General features: G+C 67.2%; 17 protein-coding genes. 7 read left to right on the top strand and 10 right to left on the bottom strand.

Annotated features, from left to right (window positions below):
* Positions 1-4: 4 nt before the first annotated feature.
* Together OK349_RS13825 and OK349_RS13820 are read left to right on the top strand one after the other, a co-directional pair.
* Positions 5-1,990, top strand: coding sequence for a right-handed parallel beta-helix repeat-containing protein (locus OK349_RS13825; RefSeq protein WP_265118373.1), 1,986 nt, complete (start codon positions 5-7; stop codon positions 1,988-1,990).
* 52 nt (positions 1,991-2,042) lie between these two features.
* Positions 2,043-5,261 (top strand): alpha-L-rhamnosidase, encoded by a 3,219-nt coding sequence (locus OK349_RS13820; protein ID WP_265118372.1) that lies wholly within the window; start codon positions 2,043-2,045, stop codon positions 5,259-5,261.
* 32 nt (positions 5,262-5,293) lie between these two features.
* On the opposite strand, the gene OK349_RS13815 is transcribed toward OK349_RS13820, so the two are convergent.
* The 9 genes from OK349_RS13815 to OK349_RS13775 form a co-directional block, all read right to left on the bottom strand.
* Positions 5,294-7,366, bottom strand: coding sequence for a glycoside hydrolase family 2 protein (locus OK349_RS13815; protein ID WP_265118371.1), 2,073 nt, complete (start codon positions 7,364-7,366; stop codon positions 5,294-5,296).
* Complete coding sequence (locus OK349_RS13810) at positions 7,363-9,000, bottom strand: rhamnogalacturonidase (protein WP_265118370.1); 1,638 nt, start codon at positions 8,998-9,000, stop codon at positions 7,363-7,365. Before OK349_RS13810 ends, OK349_RS13815 begins: the two co-directional genes overlap by 4 nt.
* A 64-nt stretch (positions 9,001-9,064) precedes the next feature.
* The gene (locus OK349_RS13805) at positions 9,065-9,868 is read right to left on the bottom strand and encodes a kinase (protein ID WP_265118369.1); all 804 of its coding nucleotides are present in this window, start codon (positions 9,866-9,868) and stop codon (positions 9,065-9,067) included.
* Positions 9,852-10,808, bottom strand: coding sequence for a 2-hydroxyacid dehydrogenase (locus tag OK349_RS13800; protein ID WP_265118368.1), 957 nt, complete (start codon positions 10,806-10,808; stop codon positions 9,852-9,854). The genes OK349_RS13805 and OK349_RS13800 overlap by 17 nt, the downstream gene beginning before the upstream one ends.
* 9 nt (positions 10,809-10,817) lie before the next feature.
* Positions 10,818-11,588 (bottom strand): enoyl-CoA hydratase/isomerase family protein, encoded by a 771-nt coding sequence (locus tag OK349_RS13795; protein WP_265118367.1) that lies wholly within the window; start codon positions 11,586-11,588, stop codon positions 10,818-10,820.
* Positions 11,585-12,703 (bottom strand): type 2 periplasmic-binding domain-containing protein, encoded by a 1,119-nt coding sequence (locus OK349_RS13790; RefSeq protein WP_265118366.1) that lies wholly within the window; start codon positions 12,701-12,703, stop codon positions 11,585-11,587. Before OK349_RS13790 ends, OK349_RS13795 begins: the two co-directional genes overlap by 4 nt.
* Positions 12,700-13,893, bottom strand: a complete 1,194-nt coding sequence (locus tag OK349_RS13785) for a CaiB/BaiF CoA transferase family protein (protein ID WP_265118365.1) — start codon at positions 13,891-13,893, stop codon at positions 12,700-12,702. The genes OK349_RS13790 and OK349_RS13785 overlap by 4 nt, the downstream gene beginning before the upstream one ends.
* A 10-nt stretch (positions 13,894-13,903) precedes the next feature.
* Positions 13,904-14,650, bottom strand: coding sequence for an SDR family NAD(P)-dependent oxidoreductase (locus OK349_RS13780; RefSeq protein WP_265118364.1), 747 nt, complete (start codon positions 14,648-14,650; stop codon positions 13,904-13,906).
* Positions 14,647-15,828: an aldose 1-epimerase family protein gene (locus tag OK349_RS13775; RefSeq protein WP_265118363.1), complete on the bottom strand. Its 1,182-nt coding sequence runs from the start codon at positions 15,826-15,828 to the stop codon at positions 14,647-14,649. The genes OK349_RS13780 and OK349_RS13775 overlap by 4 nt, the downstream gene beginning before the upstream one ends.
* 85 nt (positions 15,829-15,913) lie before the next feature.
* On the opposite strand from OK349_RS13775, the gene OK349_RS13770 reads away from it, so the two are divergent.
* Positions 15,914-16,270 carry an L-rhamnose mutarotase gene (locus OK349_RS13770; RefSeq protein WP_265118362.1) on the top strand — a complete coding sequence of 119 codons (357 nt, stop codon included), beginning with the start codon at positions 15,914-15,916 and terminating at the stop codon, positions 16,268-16,270.
* 75 nt (positions 16,271-16,345) lie between these two features.
* Here the strand turns inward: OK349_RS13770 and OK349_RS13765 are convergent, their stop codons facing one another.
* Entirely contained in the window at positions 16,346-17,077 is a 732-nt protein-coding gene (locus tag OK349_RS13765; RefSeq protein WP_265118361.1) for a FadR/GntR family transcriptional regulator, read from the bottom strand.
* Positions 17,078-17,238: 161 nt separating this feature from the next.
* Here OK349_RS13765 and OK349_RS13760 point away from each other — a divergent pair, with 161 nt between their 5' ends.
* From OK349_RS13760 to OK349_RS13745, 4 genes are all read left to right on the top strand, one after another.
* The gene (locus OK349_RS13760) at positions 17,239-18,390 is read left to right on the top strand and encodes a mandelate racemase/muconate lactonizing enzyme family protein (protein WP_265118360.1); all 1,152 of its coding nucleotides are present in this window, start codon (positions 17,239-17,241) and stop codon (positions 18,388-18,390) included.
* Positions 18,391-18,419: 29 nt separating this feature from the next.
* On the top strand, positions 18,420-19,679 hold the full coding sequence (locus tag OK349_RS13755) for an MFS transporter (protein WP_265118359.1): 1,260 nt from the start codon (positions 18,420-18,422) through the stop codon (positions 19,677-19,679).
* A 90-nt stretch (positions 19,680-19,769) separates the two neighbouring features.
* Positions 19,770-22,526 (top strand): TonB-dependent receptor, encoded by a 2,757-nt coding sequence (locus OK349_RS13750; RefSeq protein WP_265118358.1) that lies wholly within the window; start codon positions 19,770-19,772, stop codon positions 22,524-22,526.
* 173 nt (positions 22,527-22,699) lie between these two features.
* The gene (locus OK349_RS13745) at positions 22,700-23,467 is read left to right on the top strand and encodes a FadR/GntR family transcriptional regulator (RefSeq protein WP_265118357.1); all 768 of its coding nucleotides are present in this window, start codon (positions 22,700-22,702) and stop codon (positions 23,465-23,467) included.
* Positions 23,468-23,544 lie beyond the last annotated feature (77 nt).

Genomic DNA, 23,544 nt, shown 5'->3' with positions numbered 1-23,544 from the left:
CCCGATGATCGCACGGACGCTGGCGCTGGCCGCTGCGCTGCTTTCCGCTTCGACCGCGCTGGCGCAGGTCACGGTGCATGTCGCGCCCGGCGGCGACGACCGAAATCCGGGGACGCAGGCCAAGCCCGTTCGCAGCCTCGAACGCGCCCAGGCGCTGGTGCGCGCGAGCAACGCCAAGGACGATGTCACCGTCCTGATCGCCGACGGCCCCTACAAGCTCGCCAAGCCGCTGGTCTTCCGCCGCGCCGATGGCGGGCAGAACGGCAAGAGCGTCGAGTGGCGCGCGGCGGACGGCGCGAAACCGGTGATCTCGTCAGGCATCGAAGTCACGGGTTTTGCGAGCTACGATGCGGAGCGCCGCATCTATGTCGCCGCGACGCCCAAGGGGCTCGACACGCGGCAGATCTGGGTCAACGGCACCACCGCCGAGCGGCCCTGGGTCGAGCTCAAGGCATCCGACGTCAAGTTCGGCCCCAACGGCTTCGAGATCGTCAATCCGAAATACGACTATATCGCCAAGCTCGCCCGCCCCGACCGGCTCGAGCTCGAGGCGACCGGCTTCTTCACCGATCGCTACTCGCCGGTGAAGTCGATCAGCGGCACCACCGTGACGATGCAGCAGCCCGCCTGGGACAACAACAGCTGGGGCTATGACACGATCACCAAGCCGATCTTCCCCGAGGATTCGCGACTGTTCCTGGTCAATGCGCTCGAGCTGATCGGCAAGACCAACGACTGGCATGCGCGTTATCACCAATGGGTGATCGACCCGCAGGCGGGCAAGCTCTACCTGCGTGCGGGCATCGACGAGGACATCAAAGACCTCAAGGTCGTCGTCCCGACGCTGGAGACGCTGGTGTCGATCAGCGGCACGCCCGCCGCACCGGTCGAGCGGCTGACCTTTCGCGGCCTGACCTTCGCCCACACTTCCTGGATGGGCCCGAGCAAGCCGACCGGCTATGCCAACCAGCAGAGCGGCGCTTATCTCAGCGACGTCTCGCCGATCCGCCCCAAGGACGCGTGGGACAAGTGCGGCTGGGGCTGTGTCGAGTTCGAATCGATGCGCCTCAAATGGCACCAGATGCCCGCGGCGGTGCAGGTCTCGGCGGCGCGGGACGTGACCTTTGAGGGCAATCACTTCACCCAGCTCGGCCAGATCGCGCTCGGCATCGGCAATGAGCCCGTCGCCCACCTGACCGGCGTCGGCCTAGCCACCAGCAACATCCGCGTTGCGCGCAACCGCTTCTCGGTGCTCGCCGGCGGGGCGATCATGGCGGGCGGCGTGCGCACCGACGCGCATCACCCGAGCGATCCGAACCTGATCAACCGCGACCTCGTGATCGAGGACAACACGGTCGTCACCATCAGCCAGGACTATAAGGACAACGCCGCAATCCTGACGACCTACGTGGACGGCGCCACGATCCGGCACAACGACATCTCGGACGCGCCGTACGACGCGATCGCAGTCGGCTGGGGCTGGGGCTACAACGACGCGGGCGGTAACCCGAACTATGACCAGAACCAGAAGGGCTACGTCCACAACCCCAAGTTCACCACCCCGACCACGCTCAGGAACACGCTGGTCGAGGGCAATCGCATCCACGGCGTGAAGCTGTGGTACGAGGATGGCGGCGCGATCTACAACCTCTCGGCCAACCCCAATTCGGTGATCCGCAACAACCACATCTTCGACATCTCGAACCGGATCGGCATCTATCTCGACGAGGGCAGCAAGCACTTCACCGTGACCGGCAACGTCGTCGAGACCGGCGGCAAGTGGCTCAACATCAACACCGCCGGGAAGATGTACGCGCGCAAGATTTCGACCGATAATCGGGCTGCAGGCAACTGGCACAATTCGATGTCGACCGGGGGGCGCTGGCTGCCCGAGATCGGCAATGACGCGCGCGGCAATTTCCTCGTCCCCGACCGCGACTGGCCGGCCGAGGCGCGCAAGGTGATCGAGGCAGCGGGGCCGCGCGACTAGGCGGAGCGGCGCGAGGGCGAGGGCTGCGAATAAGCGAAGCGGAGGGGTGAAGATGGCCGGGACAAGGATCGATCGGCGCCGCCTGCTGCAGGGCGCGGGAGTCGCGGGGGCCGCGCTCTCTGCACATGCTTCCGCCGCCGCGCTCGCGCCGGGCGCGCTCGAGGTTGCCGGGCTCAAGGCGCAGGGCCTGACCGACCCGATCGGCCTCGACGATCGCGCGCCGCGCCTGTCCTGGCGGATCGAGAGCCGCGACCGTGGGGTGCGCCAAACCCACTACCGGATCGAGGCGGCGAGCAGCGCCGAGCTGCTGCGCGCGGGCAAGCCCGACCTGTGGGACAGCGGCGAGGTGGCGAGCGCCGCATCGCTCGACATCCCCTATGCCGGCAAGCCGCTCGGCTCGCGCGCGATCGTGTACTGGCGCGTCACCGTGCGCGACACGCGCGGTCGCACTTCCACCAGTCCCATGGCGCGCTGGGAGATGGCGCTGCTCGATGTCGGCGACTGGCAAGCGAAGTGGATCGCGGCCGAGACCGCTATGGCCAAGGGCGACCGCGAGGCCGGGTTGCTATGGGTGCGCGGCGATCGCTCGAAGGACAAGACCCCGCGCTACTTCCGCCTGGCCTTCGACCTGCCCAAGACCGGTCCGGTCACGCTCATCTCGGTCTGCAACTTCCCCGCGACCGTCTGGGTCGACGGCGAGCAGGTGAATCGCGGACCCAATCGCGACACTCGCTCGGGCAGCGAGCCGCCCGCAGTCACCACGCACCAGCTTTCTGCCGGCCGCCATGTCGTGGCGGTCGCGGTCAAGGACCCGCGCGGCTTCAACGAACGCAAACTCCACGAATGCGCCACTGCGCTGATGCTCCGCGCCGAGGGACCGGACGGCACCTTCCGGCTGACCACCAAGGGCACGCGCACGACGCTGCACGCACCCGAGGGCTGGCAGGCGGTCGCGTTCGACGACAGCGGCTGGCCGGTCGCCGAACCGAGCAAATACCAGCTCCAGGCCTTTCCCGGCTGCGGCGCCTTCCTGCTGCGCCGCGGGTTCGCGGTGGCGAAGCCGATCGCCCGCGCGCGGCTCTACGCCACGGCGCTCGGCGCGTTCGAGGCGGAGATCAACGGCAAGCGCGTCGGCGATGCGCTGATGACGCCGGAGAGCACCGACTATCGCGATACCGTGCTCTACCGCGCCTATGACGTGACCTCGCTGCTTCGTCCCGGCGCCAATGCGATCGGGGCGATGCTGACCGACGGCTGGTACGGCAGCTTCCACGGCCTCGCCGGGCGCTTCGCCTTCGGCCCGCCGCCGCTGCGCCTGCTCGCCCAGCTCGAACTGATCTATGCCGACGGCTCGACCGAGATCATCGCGACCGACGGGAGTTGGCGCCTGTCCGAAGGCGCGCCAGTGGTGAAGAGCGAGATCTATTATGGCGAGGATTACGACGCCCGCCGCGCGCAGCCGGGCTGGTCGTCCGCCGGCTTCGACGAGTCCGCTTGGCGCCCGGTCGAGATCGGCGCCGGGCCCCCGTGCGAGGTCAAAGCCAATGCCGGCCCGCCGCTGCGCCGCGTCCGCACCGTACCGCTCAAGAACGTCAAGCAGGTCGGGCCCGACACGTACACGCTCGACTTCGGGCAGAATTTCGCGGGCTGGGTGCGGATCAAGGCCAAGGGCGAGGCCGGGCGCAAGCTCACGCTGCGCTTTGCCGAGATCCTCAACCCCGACGGCAGCGTCAGCCGCAAGAACCTGCGCACCGCCGAGGCTTCGTGCAGCTACATCTTCCGCGGCGAGTCCGGGGTCGAAACCTATGAGCCGCACTTCACCTATTTCGGCTTCCGCTATGTCGAGCTGACCGGCCTAGGCCGTGCGCCGACGGTGGAGGAGTTCGAGGGCGTCGTGGTGTCGAGCGATCTCGGCGAGACCAGCATGCTGCGCGTCGAGAACCCGATCATCACCGGCATGTGGCGCAACACGTTGTGGAGCCAACGCTCCAACTTCTTCGGCATCCCGACCGATTGCCCGCAGCGCGACGAGCGGCTCGGCTGGACCGGCGACGCGATGGTGTTCTGGGACGCCGCCGCGTTCAACATGGACGTCGCCGCCTTCACGCGCCGCTACCTGCGCGACATGCGCGACGCGCAGGGGCCGCAGGGCGAGTATCCCGACTATGCCCCATCGGGCTGGCGCGACTATTCGAACGGCACCTCGCCCGGCTGGGCCGATGCCGGGGTGATCCTGCCCTGGACGGTGTGGCAGCGCTATGGCGACACCGCGATCATCGGCGAGCACTGGCAGTCGATGACGCGCTATCTCGACTATCTGCGCACCAACAATCCCGACCTGATCTGGCGCAACAAGCGCGGCTACGACTATGGCGACTGGGTCGCGTTCGACGCCAAGGAAGCGGGCGACGAGACCACGCCCAAGGCGCTGATCGCCACCGCGATGTGGCAGCGCTCGGCCGCCAAGCTCGCCGAGATGGCGGCAGCCACCGGACGGACCGCGGAAGCGAAGACCTACGCGACGCTCGCCGCCGACATCGCCCGCGCGTTCCAGCGCGATTTCGTCGGGCCGGACGGCAGCGTCGGCAACGGATCGCATTGCAGCTATATCCTCGCGCTGCATTTCGGGCTAGTGCCGGAGCGACTGCGCGCGGCCGCCGCGGCGAAGCTCGTCGCCGATATCCGCCGCCGCGGCACGCTGATCTCGACCGGCTTTCTCGGCACGCCGTACAGCCTCGACGCGCTCGCCGACGCCGGACAGGAAGCGTTGGTCTACGACCTGCTGCTGCGCACCGCGCTGCCCTCCTGGGGCCATATGATCGCCGCCGGCGCGACGACGATCTGGGAGCGGTGGAACGCCGACACCAGCAATGCCGAGATGAACTCGTACAACCATTATGCGCTGGGCGCGGTGAACGGGTTCGTGTTCCGCCGCATCGCCGGGATCGATCCGCTCGCGCCGGGCTTCGCGCGCTGGCGCTTCGATCCGGTGCTAGATCCGCGCGTGCCGAAGGGCGGCGCGCGTTACGACAGCCCGATGGGGCGGATCGAGACGGCGTGGGAGCTGCAAGCCGGCGGCGGCTTCATCGCGCGCATCCATGTTCCGGCCAACACGGTCGCCGAGCTCCACCTGCCGGCCGGATCGGAAGCGCGTGTTCGCGAAGGCGGACAACCACTGACGCGGGCCACGAGCGTCACCGTGAAAGGCATGCGAGGCAGCCGGCTCCTGGTTGAGGCAGGCTCGGGCGATTACGCCTTCTCAATGACCTAGCGCGGCGGGCCGAGAGGGGGTTTGCCGAGGGTTCAGGGCCGGGTCGCGTAGGTCCACGTCACCGCGTCGCTGAGCGTCTCGCCTTTCGCCGTCCGGGCACGCGCCTCGACGCGGTTCTCGCCCTTGGCGAGCTCGATCGTCCAGGTCGCCATCCGGTCGGCCACCGGCACGCGCTGCCATGCGTCCCCGTTGAGGCGGAATTCGACCGCTGCCTGATTCGAGAATGCCATCACCTTCACCCGTTGGGTGCGCTTGCTCACGTCCCGGCGGCTGGTGAGGTGCAGCATCGGCTTGTCGGACCAGTTGGCCTGGTACCAGAAATAGGCATCCTTTGGCTTGCGGTCCTCGGTTACCAGTCCCTTGTCGTTGATCGCCGGGCGGTCGCCTTCGTTGCGCTTGAACGAGGGGAAATCGATCCCGACCCAGGCGAAGGTCGACCACAGGAAGGGCCGCTTCTTCATCGCCAGCCAGTGCTTGATGTGGAAGTCGGTCTGGTACTGCTCGGGGTGCCAGTAGCCGTTGGGTTCGGGCCGCTTCACCACCGGATCCTCCTGGTGGAGGATCGAGGCGCCGGCACCATATTCGCTCACCCCGATCGGGCGCCCCGGGAGCCTGGCGTGCAGTTCGTCCGCCCATGGGCCAAAGTCCTCCGACTTGGTCAGGTACCAGCCGAAATAGCGGTTGTACGACACCGTATCGCTGTGCAGCGCGATCGGATCCTTGTCGTCGATGCAGCAATGCGCATAGGTGGTCGGCCGCAGCGGATCGAGCGTCTTGGCGGTGCGGTTGAGGTCGGCAAGGATGCGGTTCGACGCCGCGTCGGACTTGCGGATCTCGTTGCCGAGACCCCACAGCGCGACCGACGGGTTATTGTAGTGCTGCGCGATCAGCTCTCGCATCTGCTGGACGACATTCCCGCGAAATTCATCCGACTGATCGTGATCGTCCACCAGCGGCACCTCGGTCAGGATCAGGATGCCGAGTTCGTCGGCGCGGTCATAGATACGCTGCGGATGCTGCATATGCGCGAGGCGGATGCCGGTGACGCCCATGTCGGCGAAAAGCTGCAGATCCTCGTCGATTTCGGCCTGAGTCACGATCGGCCCGCGCCCGAAGCGCGAGGGATGCTGCAGGTTGACGCCGTAGAGGCGGTAGGGCTTGCCGTTGAGCAGGAAGGCGCCGTCGGGCTTGACCGCGACGGTGCGCACACCGAGCGGGACCGACTGGCTGTCGATCACCTGCCCATTCGTCACCACCTCGCTCTTGACGCGGTAGAGATAGGGCGACTTGCGGCCTTCCCACAGCTTCGGCGCCTTGAGCGTGAGGCGCTGCTCGGCGGTTCCGCGCTCGCCGGGACCAAGGGTGAGCGGGCTGCGCTGCGTCGCCACCGCCTTGCCCTGCGCGTCGAGGATGCGCGTGACGACCTGGAAGCTCGCCGGCGCGGCGCGGTCGTTGACCACCGCCACGGTCGCGCCGATCGTCGCGCTGTTCTTGCCCAGCGCCTCGGTCCGCGCCCTGATCCCCGGCCCGGCATGGTCGAGCCGGTCGAGATGCAGATCGGGCGTCGCGATCAGCTTCACCTCTCGGTAGAGACCGCCGAACACGTTGAAGTCGCCGTTGAGCGGCGAGATGTGCGGGTTCCTGGCATTGTCGACGCGCACCGCGAGCAGATTCTCGCCCGCGCGCAGCTTGCCGGTCACGTCGAAGCGGAACGCGGCATAGCCGCCGGCATGGGCGCCGAGCTTCTCGCCGTTAAGCCACACATCGGCCTTCAAGGTCGCGCCGCCGAAATGGAGCAGGTAGCGCGTGCCGGGCAGCGGCTTGTGGTCGAGCTTGAGCCGGTACCAGGCCGGGCCGCGATAATAGGCGCCCTCGGGCTCGCCGCGCGCCTTGGTGCCGCCGATCCCGGAATCCTCGGCATTATAAGTGTGCGGCACCGCGACGCGCGACCAGTTCGCATCGTCGAAGCCGGGGCGCTCGGCGCCGGGCACGTCCTCCTTGACGAAGCGCCAGCCCTCGGTGAGTGGCAGTTCCTGCGCCAGCGCTGCGGGCGCGACGACCAGCGCAGCGAGCCATAGCAGGCCCTTCTTCCACAACCCCATCATGCCCCTGCTCCCGTGGCGAACGTCTGAATCGATTCGATAACGATGTTAGCGCTACCCGAGGTCGCACGCACGCCGGTTTCGCGTGGCTTGGGCGAGATCAGCCCGTCGATCACCGCGCCGTTCACATTCTCCAGCACTACCGCCGGCCGCACATCTGGAGTCGCGACATCGAAGCTGCAATCGGTGACGGCGAGATTGCGCACGTGCCGCGCGTAGAGGCCATGCGCGGGCAGCGTGCCCATGAAGCTCGGCTCGAGGCTGGAGTTGCGCCGCTCGGGCACCTGGCGGTTCGCATCCTCCACCGTTCCGCCTCCCGCCGCGGTGACATGGACGCCGCGGAAGCTGACATCCTCGATGATCCCGTCCTCGATCCCGACCACGCCGCACGGATATTCCATTCGCGCGCCCGAGACCTGGATGTCGGTGAAGCGCACCCGCCGCACCTTGGCGACGCCCGCCCCTTTCGGTGCGCGATTGCGTGCGGAGAGGCGCAGGAAGATCGGGTGGTTGACCGGATTGACGAGGTTGATGTCGCGGAAGGTCACGTCCTCCAGCACGCCGCCGTCGATCGCGCCGAGTTGAAGCCCGCGGCTGTTCTCGCACACGCAGTCGGCGACGAGGATGTTGCGGAAGCCCGCGATGGAGTCGGTGCCGAGCTTGATCCGCCCGAGCACACCCACTTTATCTGGGGCGAGATAGGGCGATTTCTGGTACGTGCCGTCGAGCACCGTGCCGAGCAGATAGCCGCTGGTCTTGCAGCCGATGATCTGCACGTCCTCGCAGAAGCGCGGCTCCTGCAGCGCGTAGCTGCTCTTGAGCACGATCGCATCGTCCTTGGGCGCGTTGACCAGGCAGTTGGTGACGCGCGCATCGCGGCAGCAGTCGAGGTCGATGCCGTCGCGGTCGGTGTCCACCGTCAGCCCGTCGATCCGGACATTGGTGCAGCCGAGCACGTAGCAGGCGAAATGCCCGCCCTGCAGGATCGAGAAGTCCTTGAGCAGCACGTTGCGGCAGCGCGTCAAGCCGATCGCCTTGTTGCCGCGACCTTCGTATTTCATCTCTTCCGGGTTGGCGCGGCGGGCGGCGTCGGGGCTGAGCCCTCGTTCCTTGGGCGACTTCCACCCGGGGATACCGTGCCAGCCCTGTGGAGGCCCCTCGCGGTCGAGGCCGAGGCCGTGGATCAGGCCGTGGCCGATGATCGCGATGTCGCTGACCCCGTCGCCATAGATCAGGCTGTTGTGGAAATGCGCGAGGCCGTAATCGACGAACTGCTCCTCATATACGCCCTCGGGCAGATCGTACTGGCCCTTGTGCTTGTCCGGACTCGCCGCCTCGATCACCGACCCCGGCATCAGCACCAGCGTGATGTGACTCTTCAAGCGGATCGAGAAGCAGAGATAGCGGCCCGGCGGCACCACGATCGTGCCGCCGCCCCTGGCACTCGCGGCCTCGATCGCGCGGTTGAAGGCGGGCGAATCGATCGCCTTGCCGTCGCCCTTGGCGCCATAGTCGCGGACATCGTGGAAGCCACTGAGCGATCCGGTGGCGCGCACCGGCACCGCGCTCGCGGCCAGCGCCGCTCCTGCCCCCAGCAATGCCGTCCTGCGGCTGAATTCCGCCCGTGCCTCGAGCAATGACCCTCTCCCGTCGCTGTTTATCGTATGATGAATTAGCGGGTCGGCGGCTGCAAGCTGTAAGTCAGGTTTTGCCGATCACCTCGCGTCCGGGGTCGAGCCGGAGGGTGAGATCGGCGCGTCCCGGCATCTCGTCGAGGATCGCGCGGGTGATGCGCTCATAGTGCTGAATGAAGCGCGCGACCTGCGCGTCCGTCATCGCCAGTGCCGGATCGCGCCCCACGGCCGCGAGCGTTGCGCGCAACTCGGCTTCCTGCTGGGCGCGCCAGTCGCGCACCACCTCGAACCCCGGCGCCGCGAGCAGCACCAGCCGGTCGATCCGCGCGAACAACGCCTGATAGGGTCCGGCCAGCGCCGCGTTCACCGCCCGCCGCCAGCGTCCGTCGGCGTCGTGCTCGCGTTCCAGATCGTTGATCGGCTCGACCCGTTCACTCGCATGCTGCGCCGCCGCACCCACGCACCAGCCCTCGAAGATCAGCAGGTCGAGCGGCGCGTCCACCGGCTGCCATTGCGTTTCCGGCAGTGGCTCGTCGCTTGCCTTGTCGAACCGCGGGAGGCGCACCGGGCGCCCCGCCTTCACCTCGTCGAGGATCGCGCAGCCCAGCGCCACATCGTGCGTCAGCGGCACGCCGCGCGTGGCGAGCAACGGATGAACCTCGCGCGCCAGGTCCGCCCGCAGCGCCCTGCTCAGATACAGATCGTCGAGCGAGAGTATCGCGGCGCGAACCCCCAGCCGCTCGACCAAGCCCCGCGCCAGGGTCGACTTGCCGCTGCCCTGCGAGCCGCAGATGCCGAGGATCAGCGGGCGCGGGCTGGCCTCGAGCCAGACACTGGCCGCCTGCGCGACGATCTCAAGCGACGCGGTCAAGCGGCTCCTGCCCGGCGAAGAAGGCGTCGAGATTGTCGGCGACCTTCATCCCCATCGCCTCGCGCGTTTCCAGTGTGGCCGAGCCGAGATGCGGGAGCAGCACCGCATTGGGGAGGTCGACCAGCGCCGTCTCGACCGCGGGCTCGCGTTCGTACACGTCGAGCCCGGCGGCGGCGATCGTGCCCTCGCGGAGCGCCGCGGCCAGCGTCGCCTCGTCGATCAACGTGCCGCGCCCGGTGTTCACCAGCACTGCATCGCGCTTCATCGTGGCGAGCGCGGCCGCGTCGATCATGTGGCGTGTCGCCACACCTCCAGGCGCATGCAGGGAGACCACGTCGGCGATACGCAGCAGGCTGTCGAGTGAGGCGTGATAGGCCTCCTCAGGCACATCCTCGGCGCGACTGCGACTGTGGACGATGATCTGCATCCCGAACGCCTTTGCCCGTTCGGCCACGGCGCGCGCGATGCGGCCATAGCCGACCAGCCCCAGCACCTTGCCGCGCAGCGATCGGCCGAGCAGGTGGGTCGGCCGCCAGCCGGTCCACGCGCCGGCGCGCAGCTCGCGCTCGCCCTCGCCCGCGCGGCGAGTCGCCATCAGGATCAGCATCATCGCGATGTCGGCGGTGGCGTCGGTCAACACGTCGGGCGTGTTGGTCACCACGATCCCCCCCTCATGCGCCGCATCGAGATCGATATGCTCGAACCCCGCGCCGTAGTTGCCGATGATCCGCGCTCGGCGGCCCTCGGCGAGGATCACGTCGCGGCCGATCTTGTCGGTTACGGTCGGGCAGAGCGCGTCATGCTCGCGCATCGCCTGCGCCAGCGCCGCGGCGTCCATCGGCACGTCGGACTCGTTCAGCGTCACCTCGTAGCTGGCAGCCAGCCGCGCCTCGACCGCTTCGGGCCAGCGGCGGGTGAGCAGGATCTTCGGCTTGGTCATGGATCGAGACTAGCGGCGGCGGAAGACGGGCGCACGCTTCTCGGCAAAGGCGGTGCGGCCTTCCCTGGCATCCTCGGTCGCAAAGCAGATCGCCTGCAGGTCGCGCTCATATTCGATCGCCTTGTCCCACGGCATGGTATGCGCCGCGCGCAGGTTGAGCTTGGCGGTCTCCGCCGCGATCGGGGCGCGCGAGGCGATCGTCGCGGCGATTTCCTGCGCCCGAACGAGCAGCGCGTCGGGCGCGACGACCTCGCTCACCAGGCCCCAGGCCAGCGCCTTCTCGGCATCGATCATGTCGCCGGTGAGCAGCATCAGCGCGGCGTTGGACGCGCCCATCGAGTAAGTGAGCCCCGCCGCCATCCCGCCGCCGCCGATCCAGCCGAGCTTGATCTCGGGCGCGGCGAACTTCGCATTGGTCGAAGCAATACGAATGTCCGCCGCCATCGCCGTCTCGAGCCCCCCGCCCAGCGCATAGCCGTTGACCGCGGCGACCACCGGCTTGCGGCAGGCGCGTAGCGCGTCGCAATAATCGTCGCGGTTGCGGAAGTCCCAGGGGGTCGCATAGCCGTCGAGCGTGGTAATGTCGGAGCCCGCGGAGAAGGCCTTCTCCCCCGCGCCGGTGATAACGACGCAGCGCACGGCGTCGCTGCTGTTGCACTCGGCAACCGCGGCGATCAGTGCGGCGGCCATCTCGGGCGTCAGCGCATTGAGCTTGGCCGGGCGGTTGAGGGTGATGGTGGCGACATGGTCGGCCACGGTGAACAGCAGATCGTCGGTCATGTCTCGGCTCCGGCCGGGTGATGCATGCGGTACAAGATTTCGAGATCGTCTAGCACGGGATCGGCGGCGGCGCCGTCGAGGAGCGCGGCACGCAATCGCGTGGATGCCGCGGTCTGGAAGGCGATCGCCCCGTCATGGCGCGGACGCAGAAGCGCCGCTTCGACCGTGGCGAGGGTCGCGGCGAAGAACCCGCCGGTGGCGATATTGACCGCATCGTCCTGCCACGCCGGGCGGAGCGCGGGCTGGCCGTCCTGCTGCGGGATGAAGCCGCACTGGACCGGCTCCGACATCAGCCAGCGCAGATGACCGAGCAGCGCGGGTGTAACCTGACACCGCTTCGACACGCCGATCCCGGTACCGCCGAGCGTCGATCCGATCCGCCCGCCCGGCCCTGCCGGTGCATTGGCAAAGCCCACACCGCGGGTCGCATAATTCACATAGCCATAGATCAGCGGGCAGAGGTCGATCCCCTCACCACGCTCGATCGCGCCGAGCATCGCGATCGGGTTGAGCGCCTGCGCACGCCGCGTCAACTCGCCGGTCAGCGCGGCCATCAGGGCATAAGCTTCGCGGGCAATGGCGCGGTCCATGAAGGCGTCGCGCGGCGCGACGGCTTCGAAGCCCAATGCGCCGCAGATCGACTGGAAGCTGAGGATCGCATGCGGCCCGGCGAGCGACAGGGCGACGGCGTGGTCCTCGGCAAAGGCAGGAAGCTGCGCCCATTCGAGCGGGGGCAAGGCGATCGCTTCGCGGCGATAAGCCATCACCTGCGTCGCCGCATCGAGGGGAAGCGCCCAGTGCCTGCCGGCATAATGATAACTGGCGAGCGACGGGCCCGCGACCGCATTGCGCCAGCCTGCGATCTCATCCGCGCCGAACAGATCCTCGATCGGCACGAGGCAGTCCGCCGCGACCGCCTCGCCGACATGCGGATGATCGAGCACGACCAGATCGTAGCGCGCGCAAAGGTCGCCGATCGGGTGCGATTCGAACCCTTCGAGCGGGTGCTTGTCCCAAGTGAGCGACAGTCCCCCGGCCTGCGCCGCCGCGGCTGCCAGCGCATTGTGGCCGCGCGGATGATCCCAGGTCAGGCCGCGATATTCGGGCCCGCTCATGCGTGCTGGCGCACCACGCCCGATTCGATCAGCGCCTCGATCGCGGCATCGTCCAGCCCTGCCTCGCGCAGCAGCTCGCGGCTATGCTCGCCGACCAAGGGCGCGCCGCGCTCCACCACCGAGGGCGTCTTGGAGAAGCGGATCGGGAAGCCCGGCGCCTTCACCCGGCCCTCGGTCGGGTGGTCATATTCGACGAAGGTGCCGTTGTGCCTGATCTGCGCGTCCTCGACCAGGTCGGCATAGCCATAGACCGGCCCCGCCCAGATATCGCGTGCGCGCATCTCCTCGAGCCATTCGGCGCTGGTGCGCGCGGGGAGGTGTTCCTTCACCTTGGCGAAGATCTGGTCGCGCAGCGCCCAACTGTCGCGCTCGTCGTCGAGCCCGTCGAAGAAGGAATCGCCGAACAGCTCGCCGAGCTTCCTGAGTGAGGCCATCGCGACGGTGACGTACCCGTCCTTGGTCGCGAACACGCCATAGGGCGCGCGGATATAGCTGTGCGCATGCGGTTCGGCGGAACGCGCCTGCGGCTTGTTGCCGACGGTGAACACCGACAGCTCCTGCATCTGGATCGTGGTGATCGCGTCGAGCATGTTGACCTGCACCAGCTGGCCCTCGCCGGTGCGCTCGCGGTGAAACAGCGCGGCGAGCGCGCCCTCGAACGCCGAATAGGCGGTGACCGCATCGACCAGATATTGCCCCGCGGCCGACGGCGGCGCGCCCTCCGCCCCGGTCGACATCATCGCGCCCGACATGCCCTGGAGCAGCAGGTCCTGCCCGGGGAAATTGCGGTACGGCCCGTCCTCGCCATAGCCCGACATCGAGACATAGATCAGGCGCGGGTTGATCGCGCTGAGCGTGGCATAGTCCACCCCCAGCCGTTCCGCGACGCCAGGGCGGTAGTTCTGCAGGAACACGTCGGCGTCCTTGACCAGCTCGAGCAGCAGCGCCTTGCCCTCGGGCGCCTTGAGATCGACCGCGAGGCTGCGCTTGTTGCGGTTGAGCGACAGGAACGAGACGTTGATCTTGTTGCCGTTGGCGCCGCCCGCGCTGGCGTGACGCTGCCACTCGCCGCTGGTCGGCTCGACCTTCACCACGTCGGCGCCCATGTCGCCCATGCGCTGCGCCGCAAAGGGTCCTGCCATCGCGATCGAGCAGTCGAGCACGCGGATGCCGCTCAGGATATTGGTCACGTCTTCGTCCTCAATTCATGGTCCAGCCGCCATTCACGTGCAGCGTCTGGCCGGTGACGAAACCGGACTCGTCGCTCGCGAAGAAGGCGATGGCGTTGGCGATGTCTTGCGCGGTGCCGCGGCGCTTGATCGACTGGGCGTCGAGCACCATGCGGTTATAGCCGTCGGGATCGGGGTGGATCTTCTCGGCGTCGGTTGGGAAGGCGCCCGGGGCGATCGCGTTGACGGTGACGCCATATTGCCCGAACTCGCGCGCCCAGGCGCGGGTCAGCCCGACGAGCGCCATCTTCGACGCGACATAGGGCGAGAGGTTCGCCCAGCCGCCCGAGAGCGTGATGCTGGAGATGTTGATGATCCGGCCGAAGCCGCGCTCGCGCATTCCCGGCAGCGCCGCCTGCACCGCGACGATCCCGGCATCGACATTGACGCGCTGGACCGCCTGATGCTCCTCGATCGAATAGTCCTCGAACGGCTTCGACGGATAGATCGCGGCGTTGTTGATCACCACATCGAACCCGCCGATATGCCGCGCCAACTGGTCGAGCGTGTCGCGGAATCCGGCAAGGTCGGAAAGGTCGGCGGTCGAGACCACCAGCGTGCCCGGCCCCTTGCCTTCGGCGGCCGCCTTGAGGCTCTCGACCTTGGCGAGATCGTTGTCGATCGCCACCACGGTCGCGCCCCGATCGAGCATCAACAGGGTGGTTTCGAGGCCCAAACCACCCGCAGCGCCGGTGTAAAGGACGGTGCGGCCCTTCACCTGGCGCCCCCGATCGGCGGGAAATTGCCCGAGGGCTCGGGATATTCGTCCGCCGGCTGAAGTGCGACGCCCTCGATCCGCTTGACCGCGTCGGCGACGGTACCGGCATCGGGAAGGATGCGGAAGACGCTGTCGTAGCCCCGCGCCTCGCCATGCTCGAGCCAGATCAGCTCGCCGCGCTCGCGCGCGAAATCCTTGCCCAGGACGTGGTTGGTCGAGGGCTCGATCCCGACGGCATAATGGCCGGCATGGAGGTTCTGCCACTCGTACATCGCGGGGAACTGGTCCTTGCGCGTCTCGACCTCGAAGCCGAAGCCGAGCGCTTCATTGACCACCGCGACATTGACCTTGCCCGCAGCATCGGCGGCCATGTCGTGCTGCCACACCTGCTCGTGGAAATTGACGATCGGCGCGGGGAAGGTGCGGTAGCCGGTATCCTGCTCGCGATACTTGTCCTGGTGCGCCGCCCAGATCACGTCCTTGATCGGCGCGACGTAGCGCGAGCCTTCCGCCACCACCGGATGGCTGACGTTGATATGGTAGCAGTACATGTGCGGCGTGCGGTAGAAGCCGTGATTGACCACCCGGTCGATCAGCCGGATCTCATCGCCGCCGACATCCGCCTCGATCCGGCGAACGAGGTGCAGGTCCTCGCCGAACACGGTCGATTGCTGGACGATCCCTTCCGCCCACAGCACGCAGTCGTCGCCGTTCCAACTCTCGCCATAGCCGGTCAGCCGCGCGGGGATGGTGCCGATGCGGCCGTGCAGCGACGAAGAAACCTTCTCGCGCGGTCCGTAGAAATAATGCCCCGCCGGATCGTCGTGCATGAAGAGGACGTGATCGAGCCCGCAGGTGATCAGCAGCCCCGACATCGAGCGGAACCAGCCGAGCCCGCCCTCGCCTTCGTAATCGTGCAGCCCGGGATGGCGGAAGCCCGAGGGCGAGTGCCAACCTACCGCGCGGCCGTTATGCTCGCATTCGGCGATGTCCATCGCGCGATCGACGAGGACGGTGAAGCGCAGGCCACTGCCGGTGCGGAACTCCAGTTGCCGCACCCCGCGCTCGACCCCGTCGCCCAGCGTCGACAGCCGCACGCCGGCGAATTGCGAGAGCGAACCCGATCGCGCCGCCAGGCCGCGCCGGTTAATGGTCTCGCCATAGAGCCTCGGCACCATCCCGCTCCATATCATGTTGTAAGACGTATGATGTTTAGGGCAGGATAGCGTCGCGCGTCAATCGACGTTGCGGGAGAAACTGCCCATGCCGCTTATCCGCCGCTGCTTCGCCGTCGACCTGCACGACGATCCCGAGCTGATCGCCGCCTATCGCCGCTGGCACGCGCCGGGCGGGCCACCCGCTGCGATCAACGCAGCGATCCGCGCCGATGGGGTCGAATCGCTTGAGATCTGGCTGGTCGGTGATCGCATGTTCATGATCATGGACTTGGATTCCGACCGCGCCCCCAGCCCGGAGCTCAAGCTTGCCCGCGACGCCGCCAATCCCGACGTCGTCGCCTGGGAGAAGCTCATGGGGAGCTTCCAGAAATCGCTTCCCTTCGCGCCGGACCGCAAATGGGTCGAGATGGAGCAGATCTATTCGCTGAGCGATCAACCCTAACTGGTCGAATAACCGGCGCAGGTTCTAGCGATTCCAATTCCTCCCCCGGAGGGGGGAGGAATACCGGGTGCCGGCTTAACCCCGCGGCTGCGCGCGCCGCTTCGCCCACGACCCGGCGATATGATCGTGCATCGCCTTCGACGCGCGGTCCGGGTCGCGCGCGGCGATCGCCTCATAGACCTTGCGGTGCGCGGCGTGGGTCTCGCGGACATGCTCGACGCTGAGCTTGCCCGAATAGCCATGGGTGCGAAGCGCTTCCGACTGGATGCCGTCGATGATCGCCTTGCTCAAGCGATCGCCCGACATGCGCATGATGATGTCGTGGAACCGCAAATCCTCATGGACATAGGCCGAGGGCATCGTCACCAGCCCCTCGAGCTTCTCGATCTGGTCGCCGAGCTCGGCGATCGACTCGTCCGTCGCGTTCGCCGCCGCCTTCGCCGCCATCGCCGATTCGAGCAACGTGCGCACCTCGGACAGATTGTCGAGGTAGCGCAGCCCGTCCTCGCCCTGGAACAGCGCGGAGAGGATCATCGGGTCGAGCATGTTCCAGGCGCGGCTGTCGCGCACGATCGTGCCGCGGCCCTGCTGCGAAACGACCAGCCCCTTCTCGGTCAGCGCGGTCGTCGCCTCGCGCACCACGGTGCGGCTGACATCGTACATGTCGCACAGCATGTTCTCGGGCGGCAGCGCGGTGCCGACCGGATAGGTGCCCATGACGATCGCGTTGACCAAGTCCTCGACCACCGCCGTCGACAGGCGCGGACGGCGGCGGACCCGCTGATGCGCGGCCGTGGTTTCGTTCATTCGTTTCTCTCGCTCAGGCCGTTCAAGCGACCAAGGGTGGAACCGCAAGCCCCGCAGCGTCAAGCTTTAGCAATTCACAGGGTTGCAGATTTGGAAAGATAATACATACTATGTTTCGACGCCGGGCAAGCAGCTGCCCGGGCAAAGGGGCGCCGCCAAGCATGAAGATTACCGGATACCGCAGCCTGACGACCACCCATGACTGGGGCCGGCCGGTGGGCGACGTCAACGGTGTCGTCGCGAGCGGCGTGACCGAGGTGCCGATCCTGCTGCTCGAGACCGATGGCGGGCTGACTGGTATCGGGCTTGGCCAGCACCGCGATATTGAACGCGTCTTCCCGGCCGTGGAGGGGCAGGATCCGCGCGCCGTTACCGCGCTCTACGATTCGATGCTCGCGCACGTCTTCAAGAGCGGCCATGCCGGCGCGACCTATGGCGCGATCGCCGCGGTCGACATGGCGCTGTGGGACCTCAAGGCCAAGATGGCCGACGAGCCGCTGTGGCGCACGCTCGGCGCGCTCGACCGCTTCGTGCCCGGCTATGCCTCTGGCCTGTGCTACGGCCTCGATGACGACGCCTTCGCCGCGCTCTATCGCGGCTGGACCGAGCGCGGCTACAGCTCGGCCAAGATCAAGGGCGGGCGCGATATCGGGCGCGACATCGCACGTCTTCTCGCGGCGCGCGACATCCTATCGGCCAACACCTCGCACCCCGCGCTGATGCTCGACGTCAACGAAGCGTGGAACGTCAAGCAGGCGGTGCGCCATCTCGCGCAGATCGAGGCGCAGCTCGACCTCACCTGGATCGAGGAGCCGGTGCGCCGCTGGGACGCCGAGGGCCATGCCCGCGTCTCGCGCGCCTGCCGCGCGGCGGTGGCGACGGGCGAGAACCTGACCGGACTCGACCAGTTCGCGCCGCTGTTCGACGCGAAGGGCGTCGACGTGGTGCAGACCGGCAGCGTGTGGGGCATCACCCATTTCCTGCGCGTCGCGGTCGCCGCGCACGCGCGCAACCTCCCGGTCTCGCCGGTCGGTTACAATGCCAACCCGGTCGCGCATGCCGCGGCCGGCCTGCCCAACATGATCGGGGTCGAGGTACAGGACTGGAAGATGCCCGCCGGGCTCACGGTCGACCAGACGATCGCCGATGGCGGCATCCGGCTCGGCGACACGCCGGGGCTCGGCATCACGATCGACGAGGCGGCGCTGATCAATCGCGCCGCGCCCGGCTGGAACAGCGCCGGCGGCCCGCACCGCCGCCCGCGCCAGGCGGGCCTCAGGCTGGTACCGGACGGACCGCAGGCTGCAGAATAACCACAAGAAACGACATTACCGGAGAGACCATGGCCAGCGCTGCCGACATCAACCCGTCTTATGTGCTCGGGCCCCAGCGGACGAAGCTGCAGCTGTCGCTGATGGTCAATTTCTTCCTGCTGATGGCGCTCTACAGCGGCGTGCTCGGCGTGCTGCTGCCCAATCAGGTCGCCGAGCTCGACGAGGGGTCGAAAGCCAATAACCTCGCGCTGATCTTCTTCATCACCTCGATCTTCTCGACGCTCACCACCCCGATCGCGGGCGCGCTGTCGGACCGCACGCGCAGCCGCTGGGGCCGCCGCTCGCCATGGATCGCGATCGCCTCACTGATCGGCTCGGCGGCGCTGTTCGGCGTGTCATGGATGACCGGCTTCTGGTCGCTGATGGTGCTGTGGGTGATGGCGGCGGTCGCCTACAATTCGATGCAGCCGGCGATGACCACGCTGATCGCCGACCGTTTCGCGCCGGAGACGCGCGGCGCCATCTCGGGCATCGTCGGCGCGGGGATGACCGCGGGTCTGACCGCCGGCACCGTCGTCGCGGGCTATCTCGCGGGCGAGCGGGTGCTTGCCTACGGCCTGTTCGCCGGTGCCATCGCCGCCTCGTGCCTCGCCTTCGTCGCGATCAACCGCGAGCCGCCGAGCGACCATCTGCCCCACCGTCCCGTGCACTGGCGGGAGTTTCTCAAGGGCTTCTGGATTTCGCCGCGCGAGCATCCGGACTTCGCCTGGGCCTTCGCCAGCCGCTTCTTCATCTATATGGGCTATCAGGCGGTCGCGACCTACCTGCTCTATATCCTGCGCGACTATATCGGGCTCGGCAACGACGCCTCGAACATCGCCATCGCCAACATGGCGATCGTCACGCTGGTCTGCCTCGTCGCCTCCTCGCTCATCTCGGGCTGGCTCTCGGACAAATACCAGGCGCGCAAGCCGTTCGTGATCCTTGGCAGCCTGATCATGGGCTGCGCGATGGTCGCGCCACTCGCGGTACCGACAATGCAGGGCATGTGGGCCTATGCCGCAATCATCGGGGTCGGCTACGGCATGTTCATGTCGATCGACATGGCGCTGATGACTCAGGTGCTGCCCAAGAGCGCGCTGGGCGACGAGGGCAAGGACCTCGGCATCCTCACCACCGCGGTCAACATCCCCCAGATCATCAGCCCGGTGATGGCCGCTATCCTGCTCGGCCTGTTCGCCAACGACTATCGCACGATCTTCTGGGCGGCGGTGATCTTCGTGTTCGGCTCGGCGCTCTGCGTGCTGCCGATTCGCAGCGTACGCTAACATCCATATTTATAATACGTATGATGATAATTTGACATACGTCATGGCGTGCGTCATCCTGCCGTCAAACAAATTCTCAGGGAGAGAGAGATGACGATTCGCCGTGCCATGCTGCTGTCCGCCGCCGCGGGAAGTGCATTCACGCTCGCCCAGCCAGCGCTCGCGCAGGAGACGGCGGCCCCAGCAGCCGAGGAAACCGCGCCCGCCGAGGAGGAGGAGATCCTCGTTACCGGCATCCGCGCCTCGGAGCGCGCCGCGATCGACATCAAGCGCAACGCGGTCGCCGTGGTCGACTCGATCGTCGCCGAGGACCTGGGCAAGCTGCCCGACCAGAATGTCGCGGAATCGCTCCAGCGCGTCGCCGGTGTGACGATCGAGCGCAACCGCGGCGAGGGCCGCTACGTCACCGTCCGCGGCTTCGGCCCCAAGTTCAACGCGGTCACCGTCAACGGCCGCACGCTCGCGACCGACAATAACGGCCGCGAATTCTCGTTCGACGTGATCCCCTCGGAAGTCATCTCGGGCGCCGACGTCTACAAGTCGCCCCAGGCGAACTTCAACGGCTCGTCGATCGGCGCGACCGTGGACGTCAAGACATTGCGCCCGCTCGACCAGCGCGAAGGCTTCAAGATCGCGGGCGCCGCGACGGGCATGTGGTCGGAGATCGCCGACAGCTGGAACCCGGAATTCTCGGGCGTCGCGAGCTGGAAGAACGATGCCGGCACCTTCGGCATCGCGCTCGCCGGCGTCTATTCGGAGCAGGAGAACCGGATCGACGAGTTCACCATCGGCGCGGGCCATGTGAAGCGCTCGGCGGGCGACAGCTACTACAACCTCGCCGGCGTCCCGCGCGGCCGCATCGGCGCGGGCGTGCAGAATTTCAGCGGTGTCTCGATGCCGTCGAACCTCTCGCCCTTCTTCTTCGAGCGCAACCTCAAGCGCTGGGCGGTCAACGGCTCGGTCCAGATGCGCCCGAGCGACAAGCTCACCGTGACGATCGACACGCTCTATTCCAAGGCGCGATTCATCGAGCAACAGACCGGCCTCGCCTATGACTTCGCCGGCGGCATCCTCGCCGAGCAGGTCGTGGAGGGCGGCAGCGTGGTCAACGGCGTGCAGACCGGCGGCGAGGCGGTGTACCAGCGCTATGTCGGCGGCTTCGTCGACCAGATCATCCAGTATGACGACCGCAACGTCACCACCGACCAGTTCGGCATCAATGTCGACTGGCGCCCGACCGACACGCTGCGCGTCCGCCTCGACGGCTCGCTCTCCGACGCGCGCCGCCGCGGCAAGGAGAACAACCTCTTCACGACGATCCGCCGCAAGAATGTCGACCTGTGGTTCGACCGGCGCAGCGGCAGCCCGATCTACGACTATGGCTTCACCAGCCCCAACTATGCCGATGCGGCGACCAACCCGCAGGGCATCACCGCGCACTATTACATCTGGGGCGGCGGCTCGAACATCGACGACGAGATCGAGGAGTATAAGGCGGACGTCGAGTGGAAGCCGGGCAACGGCAACCTGACGCTCTATGCCGGCGCGCTCGCGCAGAGCCGCATCAAGACGATCACCGCGGACGAAACGCCGTTCGGCGAGCAGTGCACCTATTGCGACTCCAACCGCGCGCTGCCGCAGTCGTTGTTCTCGCCGACCAACCGTTATTTCTTCTCGGGCGGCGGCGGCAACATCCTGCGCGACTGGCTGATCTACAGCCCGCAGGAGCTGATCCGCACGATCGACGAGTTCGCGACGCAGGACGGCAAGACGTTCAACCCGGCGGTGTTCTCGCCCTCGGGCTCGTCGGTGGTCAACGAGAAGGTCAAGGCCGCCTATGCCATGGCCGCGCTCCAGACCGAGATCGCGGGCATGCCGCTCGCGATCAATGTCGGCCTGCGTTACGAGGATACCGACTACACCTCCTCGGGCGCCTCGCGCACCGTGCTGAGCGCGCGGCCCACCGGCGGCGGCCAGAACATCATCGTCGTCTCGCCGGTGCAGCCGATCAGCTTCCGCGGCAAATATCACGACTGGCTGCCCTCGGTGAACGCGCGACTCAACCTCACCGACGATTTGATCCTGCGCTTCGCGGCGTCGAAGGTGCTGACTCGCCCGACACTGTCGGACCTGTCACCGCGCCAGTCGATCCAGACCAACCCGGGCAACGAGACGATCCGCCGCGGCAACCCCGACCTGCAGCCGTTCCGCGCCAAGCAGGTCGAGCTTGGCGCCGAATGGTATTTCGCGCCCGGCTCGCTGCTCTCGGCGGCGGCGTTCTACAAGGACATCGAGTCCTTCGTGACGCTGGTCACCACCCCGCAGCTGGTCGACCAGGTCACCTTCCAGGTCACCGTGCCCGACAATGGCGAGGGGGCGACGGTCAAGGGCTTCGAGCTCGGCTATCGCCAGTCGTTCGACAATTGGCTGCCCGCGCCGTTTGACGGCTTCGGCATCCAGGCGGGCTTCAACTATACCGAGTCCAATGCCGAATATCGCAATGCGGTGGCGAACGTGACCTTCGGTCTCGAGGGGCTGTCAAAATATTCGTACAGCCTGGTCGGCTTCTACGAGAAATACGGCGTCCAGGCGCGTGTCGCCTACACCTATCGCGACAACTTCCTGCAGGTGGCCTCGGGCCGCAATGGCGAGCCCGAATATTTCGACGCCTATGGCCAGCTCGACGTGAGCCTGTCCTACGACGTCGGCAAGCACTTCACCGTCTTCGCCGACGCGATCAACCTCAACAACGCCAAGGAGTTCATCTACTCGGTGAGCGAGGATCGCACCAAGGAGTATCGCAAGACCGGCCGCCGCGTTTCCGCCGGCGTCCGCGTCCGCTTCTGACAGTCGCGTGCCACCCCTCCCCCGGCGTCCCGCTTCGTTCGGGCCATCCCAGCGTGAAATGCAGATGGAAATGTGGGACGCTTCGCCGCATACAGGGGAATCGGCCGCGCGCCTCGCTCCACAGGCGGCGGGGCGCCGGCCGCGAGACAGGGGGCGGCAATCGGGTGCAACGGGTGAACCAGCAAGGAACGATCGAGGAGGAACCCCGCTTCGGCCGGTTCGCGCGCAACGTCCGTTCGAGCCACGACCAGGTGGCGCAAATGCTGGGCAACGAGATTCTCTCCGGCGCGATCCCGCCCGGATCGAAGCTCCCGCAAGAGGCCGAGATCCTCGCCCGGTTCGGTATCTCGCGCACCGTGCTGCGCGAAGTGTTCAAGACGCTGACCGCCAAGGGCCTGATCGTCTCCAAGACGCGCGTCGGCACCACCGTGCTCGACAGCTCGCACTGGAATTATTTCGACGCCGACATCCTGGCGTGGAAGTCCAGCCAGGGCTTCGACATGGCGTTCCTGCGTGATCTCGCCGAGATCCGCGTCGCGATTGAATCCGCGGCTGCCCGCGCGGCGGCCGAACGCCGCACCGACGAGGATCTCGCCGAGATGCGCCACCACCTCGCCGGGATGCGCGACGCGACCGACAGCGCACGCGACTTCGCCGAGGCCGACCTCCAGTTCCACAAGGCGATCGGCCGCGCCTCGGACAATGCCCTGATGCGCTCGCTCTCGGCGGTGATCGAGACCGCGCTGATGGCCTCGTTCCGGATGAGCTCGCCGGTCAACGAGGCCGAGGAGCATCTGACCAGCGTGCGCGGCCATGCCCAGATCGTCGACGCGATCGAAGCGCGCGACGGCGAGCGCGCCGCGCGCGCGATGCGCGACATCATCGGCCATGGCGTCTCGCGGATCGAGAAAAGCACTACCCCGCGCAAGCGCGGCAAATAGGCCGAACGCGTCGGGTCCAAACCAGATCGACATTCAAGGTTTGATCTTTCCTTCGTCACCCCGGCCTTGTGCCGGGG

Origin of the sequence: Sphingomonas sp. BT-65 (assembly GCF_026107375.2) — a bacterium.
In the GTDB taxonomy this organism is placed as follows: domain Bacteria; phylum Pseudomonadota; class Alphaproteobacteria; order Sphingomonadales; family Sphingomonadaceae; genus Sphingomonas.
Note: the sequence above shows the minus strand (reverse complement) of the source record. Positions and strands in the feature narration are given on the sequence as shown.